This is a genomic window from Novosphingobium sp. 11B, from assembly GCF_054589055.1.
Window position 1 is genome coordinate 38,001 of the sequence record NZ_BAAILP010000204.1, and the last position, 10,320, is coordinate 48,320.

A 10,320-nucleotide genomic window follows, 5' to 3' on the forward strand; every position below is an offset into this window, starting at 1 on the left:
CCCACGATTCCGCGCGCCCTATAGTGGCCGTCATGTCCGACGACCTCTTCGACAAGCTCCCCGCCGCCACCGGCGAGTCCTATGACGGTTCCGCGATCGAGGTGCTGGAGGGGCTCGAACCCGTCCGCCGCCGTCCGGGCATGTACATCGGCGGTACGGATGAGCGCGCGCTGCACCACCTTGCGGCCGAAGTCCTCGACAACGCGATGGACGAGGCCGTCGCCGGTCACGCCAACCGCATCGAGGTGACGCTGGAGGACGAACCCGGCACCGCCGGCCGCATCACCATCACCGACAACGGCCGCGGCATCCCGGTGGACGAGCATCCCAAATTCCCGGGCAAGTCGGCGCTGGAGGTCATTCTCTCCACTCTGCACTCGGGCGGCAAGTTCTCCGGCAAGGCCTACGCCACCTCGGGCGGTCTGCACGGCGTCGGCATCTCGGTGGTCAACGCGCTGTCGGTGAAGACGCGCGTGGAAGTGGCGCGCAACAAGGAACTCTACGCGCAGGAATTCTCACGCGGCGTGACGCTCGGCCCGATCCAGCGCGTGGGCGCGGCGCCCAACCGGCGCGGCACGGCCGTCACCTTCACGCCCGACACCGAGATCTTCGGCGACCAGAAGTTCAAGCCCGCGCGCCTGTTCAAGCTGGTGCGCTCCAAGGCGTACCTCTTCGCAGGCGTCGAAATCCGCTGGAAGTGCGCGCCCTCGCTGGCGGTGGACGGCGTTCCGGCGGAGGCGACCTTCCAGTTCCCCGGCGGGCTTGCCGATCACCTTGCCGAGCAGATCGGCACCCGCGAATGTGTGACCACGCAGTTCTTCTCGGGCTCGCAGGACTTTCCCAAGGGCGAGGACGGCTCCGAACAGGGCCGCGTCGAGTGGGCGATCGCCTGGCCGCTCTACTCCGACGGCTCGTATTCGTGGTACTGCAACACCATCCCCACGCCCGACGGCGGCACGCATGAGCAGGGCCTGCGCGGCGCGCTGACCAAGGGCATTCGTGCTTTCGCCGACCTCGTCGGTCAGGCCAAGAAGGCCAAGGACATCACGCCGGACGATGTGGTGACCGGCAGCGAGGTGATGCTCTCGGTCTTCATCCGCGACCCGCAGTTCCAGAGCCAGACCAAAGACCGCCTGACCTCTCCGGAGGCAGCGCGCATGGTCGAAGCGGCGGTGCGCGACCACTTCGACCACTTCCTCACCGACAACCTCGATCGCGGCAAGGCGCTGCTGGGCTCCGTCATGGAGCGCATGGACGAACGCCTGCGCCGCAAGGCGGAGCGCGAGGTCAAGCGCAAGACCGCCACCAATGCCCGCAAGCTGCGCCTCCCCGGCAAGCTGACCGACTGCTCGGGCGAAGGCCACGGCGAAACCGAACTGTTCATCGTCGAGGGCGATTCGGCAGGCGGTTCGGCCAAGCAGGCGCGCGATCGCAAGACGCAGGCGATCCTGCCGATCCGCGGTAAGATCCTCAACGTCGCATCGGCCACGGCCGACAAGATCCGCGCCAACCAGGAAATCGCCGACCTCGGCCTCGCGCTCGGCTGCGGCACGCGCAAGGACTGCAACGCCGACAACCTGCGCTACGACCGCATCGTCATCATGACCGACGCCGACGTCGACGGCGCCCACATCGCCACGCTGCTGATGACGTTCTTCTTCCAGGAGATGCCGGACATCGTGCGGCGCGGGCACCTCTACCTCGCACAGCCGCCCCTCTACCGCCTGACTTCCGGCGCGACCTCCGCCTACGCCCGCGACGATGCGCACCGTGCCGAACTGGAAGCAACGAAGTTCAAGGGCAAGAAGGTCGAAGTCGGCCGCTTCAAGGGCCTTGGCGAAATGAATCCCGGCCAGCTGCGCGAGACGACGATGAGCCCGGACACCCGCTCCCTGATCCGCATCACCCTGCCGCAGGAGAGCGAGGGCCGATTCGCCGTGAAGGATCTCGTCGACCGCCTGATGGGGCGCAATCCAGAACATCGCTTCCACTTCATCCAGAACCGCGCCGGCGACCTCGACCGCGAACTGATCGACGCCTGACGGATACCGCCCGATGAACACCCGTTGACCTTCATCCCGCCTGCCGTCAGCCTGCCCGCGATGGTCAGGCCGGGGGGCAGGCAATGAGCGGATGGCGGGGTTTTCTCAGTTTCGTGCTGGCACTCGTTCTGGGTAGCGGCGCGGCACATGCGCAGGACGATACCGAGGCTTTGCTCAAGCAGCGTGTCGCGGAGGTCGTCGCGGTCATGCAGGGCAAGCGCGATGCCGCAGAGACTTTCGACGCCCGCTTCCTGAGCGAAGTTCCGGCCGAGCGCCTTCGTGCCCTCACCTCGCAGATCACGGCGCAAGGCGGTGCGGTGGAAGGATATGCGGACTTCAAGCGCGAACAGCAGCGTTCGGCCACCTTCACCCTGAAACTCGCCAATGCCACCGCGCCCGCCCGGATCGAACTGGGACCGGGCGACAAGCCCCTGGTGGCGGGCTTTCGTATCTTCGCGGTGACGCCTGCAGGCGACAGCCTCGACAAGCTGGATGCGGATTTCGCAGCCTTGCCGGGAAAGGCCGGGTTCGCGGTCTATCGCCTCGGTGATGACGCGCCGGTGCTCGCGAAAGGCCGCGAGGTGACGACACCGTTCGCAGTGGGCTCCTCGTTCAAGCTCTACGTTCTCGCGGCGCTGGCGCGGCAAGTGAAGCAAGGCAAGCGGCGCTGGAGCGACGTCGTGCCGGTATCGGGCAAGTCCTTCCCGAGCGGCACTGTGCACACCCTCCCCGACGGTGCGCCGGTGACGGTGCATACCCTCGCCAGCCTGATGATCTCCATCAGCGACAATACCGCGACCGACATGCTGGTGCGCCTTGCCGGACAGGAGGCATTGGCACGCGAAGTCCGCCTCGCCCGGCACGCAAGGCCCGAGGCGATAGCACCTATGATGACGACCGCGCAGTTGTTCGCCCTCAAGCGCGGCGGTGACGTGGTCACGGAGCGGTATGCCAGTGCCTCCCCGCAGGAACGCCAGCGCCAGCTCGATGCGCTGGACCTCTCGCGGGTCGCCGAGGCCGATCCCGGAGAAGTGTTCGGTCATGGCCCGGTGGCGATCGACCGGATCGAATGGTTCTCCTCCCCCGCAGACCTTGCGGGCGTGATGAACGACTTGCGCCGCCTCGACAGCCGCGAGGCGTTCGACATCCTCGCCATCAACCCGGCGATGGATAGCGCCACCGCCCGCACGCGGGCCTACGTGGGCTACAAGGGCGGCTCGGAAGACGGCGTGATGAGCATGACCTGGCTGCTGCAGGGCAAGTCGGGAGCGTGGTCGGTGGTGACGGGAAGCTGGAACGATCCGAAGGCGCCGATCGACAACAAACGCTTCGAAGTGCTCATGCTGCGACTGGCGAAGCTGGCCGGCTGACCCGTCGCCACAGCACTGCAAACAGCAGGCCCAGCACGAGCGGCATCACCGGCAGAGCAAGGTTCATCGCCAAAGGCCGCGCGAAGGCTGGCGCGGCGAAGGCGAGGAGGATCGCCAGCTTCTCCCACCCGGCGAAGCCGCGGCGCAGCCCCTGCCCCACCAGCCAGAGTAGCGGGAACGCCAGCAGCACCATGTCGTAGTCGAGTACGAAGGGCGTCACCAGCGGCGCTCCGGCGAGGGCGAGGACGGCCAGACCATCGGACCAGCCCCTTCGCCATGCTGCCCGCGCCAATAGGCCCGCTATCACCAGCGCCACCACCGCCTGCACCGCATATGCAACCGATGTCGCGGCGCCCAGCAGCTTGAGCGCCGCGAAGGGGCTCATCATCTTGGCGTAGCCGACCGCGCCTGCCGCCATGGCCTCCTCGGCGCGGGCACTGGCGGAGAGCCAGCCTGACCAGACCTCGCCGCCGAACAGCAGCGCCGAGGCGGCGGCAAGCAGTCCGGCGGTGAGGACGGCTGCGAGGATCGTTCGCCATTGACCGGTGAGCAGCAGCACGATCGGCAGCAGCAGCCCGAACTGCGGCTTGATCGTCGCCAGCCCCAGCAGCACGCCCGCCAGCACCGGCCGCGTGGGTACGAGCCACAATCCAGCCCCGAGCAATCCCGCGACGAGGAACGCCGTCTGGCCATGCGTCACCACGATCGGCACCGCCGGGAACGCGAGGAGCAGCAGCCACAAAGGAACCGGCACCAAAAACCGGTGCCACCACGCCCGCACGCTCGCGACATAGACCGCCCCCGTCGTCACCAGCCATGCGGTGAGCGCAGGGAAGTAGCCCAGCGCACCCAGCGGCCAGCAGAACGGCAGGAATGAGGGCGGGTAGAAGAAGGCGGTGTAACCGCCCTCGGATGCAAAGAAGGCCCTTTGCGCGGCGATATGCGCGGCGCCGTCGTAGACGTCCGCGCCTGCCCGGAGCATGTGCCCGACCGTCCAGAAGCTGATGAAATCGCTCCCCAGCAGGAAGCCGTTGCGATCGACACCGCCATGCGAACTCGCCACCAGCCAAGCCAGCATCACGACATTGAGCAGCGCGAGAATCCGCAAGTAAGCGCCGCAACGCGCCGCGCCCAGCCAGTCCATCTTTCGCAGGAAATCGAGCCCCATGCGCTCTGCTCTGCAACGCCCGGACGGGGAAGTCCATCGCCTGCCCGTCGTATCCGGATCGATATTGCCTTGCAGCATCGCACCCCATAAGGCTTAATCAAACGGTTAAAGTCACAGGATGAGCCGATGCAGCGTTTCGAAGGCACCAGCAACTACGTCGCCACCGAGGACCTCAAGGTCGCCGTCAATGCCGCCGTGCTGCTGCGCCGCCCGCTGCTGGTGAAGGGGGAGCCCGGGACCGGCAAGACCGTGCTGGCCGAACAGATCGCCGAGGCTCTCGATGCGCCGCTCATCACCTGGAACGTCAAGTCCACCACCAAGGCGCATCAGGGCCTGTATGAATACGACGCCGTCGCCCGCCTGCGCGATGGCCAGCTCGGCGACGCGCGGGTCCACGACATCGGTAACTACATCCGCAAGGGCAAGCTGTGGGAGGCGTTCACCTCGCCGCGCCTGCCGGTCCTGCTGATCGACGAGATCGACAAGGCCGACATCGAGTTTCCCAACGATCTCCTCGCTGAACTCGATCGCATGGCCTTCGACGTCTACGAGACGGGAGAGCACGTCGCTGCGGTCGAGCGCCCGATCGTGGTGATCACCTCGAACAACGAGAAGGACCTGCCCGACGCCTTCCTGCGCCGCTGTTTCTTCCACTACATCCGCTTCCCGGACCGCGAAACGATGGAGGCGATCGTCGACGTTCACTTCCCCGGTATCCAGAAGGTGCTGGTGCGCAAGGCCATGGAGATCTTCTACGAACTGCGCGAAGTGCCCGGCCTCAAGAAGAAGCCCTCGACCAGCGAACTGCTCGACTGGCTCAAGCTGCTGATGAACGAGGACATGCCGCTCGACGTGCTGCAGAACAGGGACTCCGCCAAGGCCATCCCGCCGCTGCACGGGGCCTTGCTCAAGAACGAGCAGGACGTGATGATGTTTGAAAGGCTGGCCTTCATGGCCCGGGGAAACCGCTGAGATGACCGCATCCTATTCAGGGCGCTGCAACTGCGGTGCCGTTACCGTTGAAATCACCGCGGAGCCGGTCGCCACCCGTCAGTGTTGGTGCCGCCAGTGCCAGAAGACCGCCGGTGGCGGCCCGACCAACAACGCGATGTTCCCGACCGACGCGGTGACGCTGACCGGGGATCGCGGCGAATTCGTCTACGTCGCGGCCAGCGGCAATACGCTGACGCAGGAGTTCTGCGTGGCCTGCGGCAGTCCGGTGCTCGGCCGATCGAGCGCGCGCCCGCAGTTCCGAACCATTCGCATCGGCCTGCTCGAAGGCGACCATGGCGTGAGGCCCGCGATGGCGATCTGGACCGACGACGCACCGGACTGGGCGGTGATCGATCCGGCGCTGGAACGCTGGCCGCAGCAGCCCCCTGCCCCGGCTCCCACGCCGCAGGACTGATCGGCGGCACCGGGTCATGACCGCAGGGCCGAGCACGCACACCCGTTTCGCCGCGATCCGCGCGCGGCTCGAGGGCTTCACGCCGCGTCCGGGCTGGCGCGCGTGGGTCTACGAGTTCCTGCTGTTCGGCTTCAAACAGGGCTGGGCCTGCCTGTTTGGCGGGCTGCTGCTCGCGCTGCTCCTCGGCACGCACTTGTTCTATCCCGACGATGCGCCGCTCGCCCGATACGATTTCCTGACCATCAGTGCGTTCGCCATCCAGTTGGCGATGCTCGCGCTGCGGCTGGAGACGTTGGACGAAGCCAAGGTCATCCTTGCCTTTCACGTCGTCGGCACCGTGATGGAGCTTTTCAAGACCGCCGTTGGATCGTGGGAGTATCCCGAAACCGCGATGCTGCGTGTGGGCGCTGTGCCGCTGTTCTCGGGCTTCATGTATGCGGCCGTCGGCAGCTACATCGCCCGCGTCTGGCGTATCTTCGACTTCCGCTTCACCGGCTACCCGCGCGAGGGGCTTTCAGTGGTGCTGGCCTTGGCGATCTACGTCAATTTCTTCGCGCATCACTGGCTGCCCGACTTGCGGCTCGCGCTGTTCGCCATGCTGGCCCTGTGCTTCGCCCGCACCCGCATCTGGTTCCTTGTCTGGCGCGAGGATCGGTGGATGCCGCTGCTGCTCGGCTGGTTCCTCGTCGCGCTGTTCATCTGGTTCGCGGAGAACCTCGCGACCTTCTCGCACGCGTGGATCTACCCGAGCCAGCGCAGCGGCTGGGCGATGGTCCACTTCGGCAAGCTGGGTGCATGGTATCTGTTGATGTATATTTCCTTCGTGCTGGTCGCGGCCGTGCATAGGCCGAAGATGCGCGCTCAAGGCCGCAGGGAAGGCGCCCCATGTTCCTGAATTTCATCGACGAACTGCGCAGCGCAGGCATTCCGGCCTCGCTCAAGGAGCACCTCGTGCTGCTGGAAGCGCTCGACAAGGACGTGATCGAGCAGACGCCCGAGGCGTTCTACTACCTCAGCCGCGCCACCTTTGTGAAGGACGAGGGCCTGCTGGACCGCTTCGACCAGGTGTTCCGCAAGGTCTTCGAAGGCGTGTTCAGCGACTACGGCCAACAGCCCGTCGAAATTCCCGAGGACTGGCTCAAGAAGCTCGCCGAACGCTACTTCTCGGCCGAGGAGATGGAGGCGGTAAAGGCGCTCGGCTCCTGGGACGAGATCATGGAGACGCTGAAGAAGCGTCTGGAGGAGCAGGAAAAGCGCCATCAGGGCGGCAACAAGTGGATCGGCACCAACGGCACCTCGCCGTTCGGGCACTCGGGCTACAACCCCGAAGGCGTGCGGATCGGCGGGGAAGGCAAGCAGGGCCGCGCGATCAAGGTCTGGGAAAAGCGCGAGTTCGCCAACCTCGACAACACCCGTGAACTCGGCACCCGCAACATCAAGGTGGCGCTGCGCCGCCTGCGCCGCTTCGCCCGCGAAGGCGCGGCGGAGGAGCTTGATCTGGACGCCACCATCGCCGGGACCGCCAAGCAGGGCTGGCTCGACGTCGTCATGCGGCCCGAGCGGCACAATGCGGTGAAGGTCCTGCTGTTCCTCGACGTCGGCGGCTCGATGGACCCGTTCGTCAGGCTGATCGAGGAACTGTTCAGCGCCGCCACGGCGGAGTTCAAGAACATGGAGTTCTTCTACTTCCACAACTGCCTCTACGAAGGCGTATGGAAGGACAACCGCCGCCGCTGGTCGCAGCGCACGCCGACTTGGGACGTGCTCCACAAGTACGGCCACGACTACAAGGTGATCTTCGTCGGCGACGCCGCAATGAGCCCCTACGAGATCAGCCATCCCGGCGGCTCGGTGGAGCACATGAACGAGGAAGCGGGTACAGTCTGGTTGAACCGCGTGGTGCAGACTTATCCGGCGACGGTGTGGCTGAACCCCAGCCCCGAACGACAGTGGGGCTATTCAGGTTCGACTCGCATGATCCGCGAGATCATGGGCGGAGCGATGTACCCGCTGACGCTGGACGGCCTGGACGCGGCCATGCGTGAGTTGACGCGCAAGAAGGGGTGACCCTCGCCGTCGGCGTGATAGGATCGATACACCAAGGAGATGACCGATGATGACGTTCCTGCTGATGCTCGCTGCCGGCGTGGCAGTTCAGGGTGAAGCCAGCGCTGCCAAAACTCGTCAGTGCGAATTCAAGGTCGAGCAGGTTTCCGCCAGCACCGGCACGGTAAAGTTCGAGCCCGGCAGGGACGCGCCGATGCTGCTCAGCGCGGTGGAGAAGCGAGTCAACGGCTGCTCCGTGCTCACCGAGGCGGGCACGGGCCGGACCATCGAGCCCCCTGCCGTAACCAACGACCCCGCCAAGGTGAAGCCGGCTCAGTAAAGCAGCAGGTCCGCGACTCCGGCGCGCCAGGCGGCCTCGTCGCGGGAGGCGATCGAATCGAGATCGGCGGGCGTGGAAGCCGGGTCATCGACCCATTCGCGCAAGGCCGGGCCACCGTTGATGACGTCGATGGCAAGGCGCTCGAATTCATACTCGTACGGGAAGTCGCGCCAGAGCGGATAGTGCGGATAAAGGCGCCTGATCGCCTTGAACGCCAGTGCCTGCAACCGCCACGGACGGAATGCCTGGTGATCATAGAACGCGCCTTCCGCGTGGATCATCAAACCGTTGCACAAGGTCTTGGCGTGCTTGTGGAAGGTCGGCTCGAACCAGCACTCGCGGATCGCGCAGCCCTCCAGCCATTCGGGCGCGAAGGCGCGCATCTCGGCGAGTACCGCCTTGGCATCGATGTCGGGGGCTCCGAACAGGATTTCGAGCGGGCGGGTGGTCCCGCGCCCTTCGGAGACGGTCGCGCCCTCGATCATGACCGTCCCGGCATAGGCGCGGGCCATGTTGAGGTTGGCGGCATTGGGGCTCGGGTTGATCCAGATGCGGTCCTGCGGCCAGCCGAAACCGGGCGCGGACTCGGGCTCCCAGCCCTCCATGGCGATCACGCGGTAATCCACGTTCAGGCCGAAATGGCGGATGAACCAGTGGCCCATCTCGCCAAGTGTCAGCCCGTGGCGCATCGGCATCGGCCCGGCACCGACGAAGCTCTCCTGCCCCGGCAGCAGCGTCGTGCCCTCGACCGGACGTCCGGCGGGGTTGGGGCGATCGAGCACCCAGACGCTCTTGCCCTGCGCGGCGGTCTCTTCGAGCAGGTAGAGCAGCGTAGTGACGAAAGTATAGATGCGGCAGCCCAGATCCTGCAGGTCGAACAGGAACACGTCGGCGGTCGACATCATCTGCCCGGTCGGGCGGCGAACCTCGCCATAGAGACTGAACACCGGGATGCCGTAAACCGGATCGGTCTCGTCGAACGTCTCGACCATGTTGTCCTGCTTGTCGCCCTTGAGACCGTGCTGCGGGCCGAAGGCGCTGGTCACGTTGACCCCGGCCGCGATCAGGGCATCCAGCGAATGGACCAGTTCCTCGGTCACCGAGGCCGGATGGGCGATGAGCGAAACGCGCTTGCCTTCGAGCGGGGCGCGCAGGGCGGGGTCCGCCAGCAGGCGGTCGATACCGAATTTCATGGCGCGGTGGGTGCCGCAATGGTCGCCGTGAAGCAAGCCGGATCGTGGAAGTCGGGAGCGTCGCTGCAATGGGCCAGCGCCCAGTAACTCTTGTGGCCGCCTTGTTCCTCTATCACCGCCGTGAATCCGCACCGCCACGGCGCAAGCGGCAGCCCGGCGGCGGGAATCGCGGCGTCGAAGATCGCCATGTCGGTGCCTTGCCGGATCGTGCATTCCGGCTCGCGCGGCATCGGCCTTTCGGCCATGCCTTTGCGCCGGGCGGTGAAGTCGTAGACGTTCCAGCGCTCGGAGGGAGAAAGGTTGATCTCGGTATAGTCCGGGCCGTCACCCTGCTGGATGAACATCTCGAAGCAGGTGGTCTGCCACAGTCCGTCCGCCCTGCCCTTGCCTGCGAAAGCCGGTACGACCAGCTTCGCCGCCCCCATGATCTTCCAGCGCGCGCGCAGCCACTGCGCGTCATGCCCTATGATCCGCGCCTCCACGCTGCGGACGGCGAGCGGAGGATGTGTTGGGTGGAAGGCAAGTTCGGTCATGCCCCTTCGCTATGCGCTGGGGTGGCTCCATGGCAATGCGGTTCTGGCGAAACGAAGGAATGCACGCGACAAACCCACCCCCAGCCCCTCCCGCAAGCGGGAGGGGCGCGAGACCTGGCGATTTATCGCCTGGTCGCAGGCGGGTGTGCACCGCCGCACCCATCGGCGTTTATTTCCCCCCCTCCTCGTGCTAGGCGCGCGCTTCCCTCAAACAGAAGCG

11 protein-coding genes are annotated in these 10,320 nt (G+C 66.0%); 8 read left to right on the forward strand and 3 right to left on the reverse strand.

Annotation, left to right across the window (positions count from 1 at the left end; genetic code table 11):
* The first annotated feature begins 32 nt into the window (after positions 1-32).
* On the forward strand, positions 33-2,042 hold the full coding sequence (parE, locus tag ACYPYD_RS18575; RefSeq protein ID WP_459664755.1) for a DNA topoisomerase IV subunit B: 2,010 nt from the start codon (positions 33-35) through the stop codon (positions 2,040-2,042).
* Between the two features lie 113 nt (positions 2,043-2,155).
* The gene (locus ACYPYD_RS18580) at positions 2,156-3,412 is read left to right on the forward strand and encodes a serine hydrolase (RefSeq protein WP_459664728.1); all 1,257 of its coding nucleotides are present in this window, start codon (positions 2,156-2,158) and stop codon (positions 3,410-3,412) included.
* Here the strand turns inward: ACYPYD_RS18580 and ACYPYD_RS18585 are convergent.
* A complete protein-coding gene (locus ACYPYD_RS18585; protein ID WP_459664730.1) occupies positions 3,381-4,580 on the reverse strand; it encodes a glycosyltransferase family 87 protein in 1,200 nt (399 codons plus the stop codon). The two genes, ACYPYD_RS18580 and ACYPYD_RS18585, sit on opposite strands and share 32 nt — an antisense overlap.
* Before the next feature lie 126 nt (positions 4,581-4,706).
* Here ACYPYD_RS18585 and ACYPYD_RS18590 point away from each other — a divergent pair, with 126 nt between their 5' ends.
* From ACYPYD_RS18590 to ACYPYD_RS18610, 5 genes are read left to right on the forward strand one after another with little or no spacing between them, the layout of a single operon-like run.
* A complete protein-coding gene (locus tag ACYPYD_RS18590; protein WP_008833173.1) occupies positions 4,707-5,552 on the forward strand; it encodes an AAA family ATPase in 846 nt (281 codons plus the stop codon).
* 1 nt (position 5,553) lies between these two features.
* The gene (locus ACYPYD_RS18595; RefSeq protein ID WP_036523115.1) at positions 5,554-5,988 is read left to right on the forward strand and encodes a GFA family protein; all 435 of its coding nucleotides are present in this window, start codon (positions 5,554-5,556) and stop codon (positions 5,986-5,988) included.
* 16 nt (positions 5,989-6,004) lie between these two features.
* Positions 6,005-6,883, forward strand: a complete 879-nt coding sequence (locus ACYPYD_RS18600) for a DUF817 domain-containing protein (RefSeq protein WP_459664732.1) — start codon at positions 6,005-6,007, stop codon at positions 6,881-6,883.
* Positions 6,874-8,055, forward strand: coding sequence for a vWA domain-containing protein (locus ACYPYD_RS18605; RefSeq protein WP_459664735.1), 1,182 nt, complete (start codon positions 6,874-6,876; stop codon positions 8,053-8,055). The genes ACYPYD_RS18600 and ACYPYD_RS18605 overlap by 10 nt, the downstream gene beginning before the upstream one ends.
* Before the next feature lie 46 nt (positions 8,056-8,101).
* Positions 8,102-8,374 carry a hypothetical protein gene (locus tag ACYPYD_RS18610; RefSeq protein ID WP_036523112.1) on the forward strand — a complete coding sequence of 91 codons (273 nt, stop codon included), beginning with the start codon at positions 8,102-8,104 and terminating at the stop codon, positions 8,372-8,374.
* On the opposite strand, the gene ACYPYD_RS18615 is transcribed toward ACYPYD_RS18610, so the two are convergent.
* Entirely contained in the window at positions 8,368-9,567 is a 1,200-nt protein-coding gene (locus ACYPYD_RS18615) for an exo-beta-N-acetylmuramidase NamZ family protein (RefSeq protein ID WP_459664737.1), read from the reverse strand. The two genes, ACYPYD_RS18610 and ACYPYD_RS18615, sit on opposite strands and share 7 nt — an antisense overlap.
* A complete protein-coding gene (locus ACYPYD_RS18620) occupies positions 9,564-10,100 on the reverse strand; it encodes a DOMON-like domain-containing protein (RefSeq protein ID WP_459664740.1) in 537 nt (178 codons plus the stop codon). The genes ACYPYD_RS18615 and ACYPYD_RS18620 overlap by 4 nt, the downstream gene beginning before the upstream one ends.
* On the opposite strand from ACYPYD_RS18620, the gene ACYPYD_RS18625 reads away from it, so the two are divergent.
* A partial coding sequence (locus ACYPYD_RS18625) for a hypothetical protein (protein WP_459664741.1) occupies positions 10,099-10,320 on the forward strand: 222 nt, incomplete at its 3' end. The genes ACYPYD_RS18620 and ACYPYD_RS18625 overlap by 2 nt on opposite strands.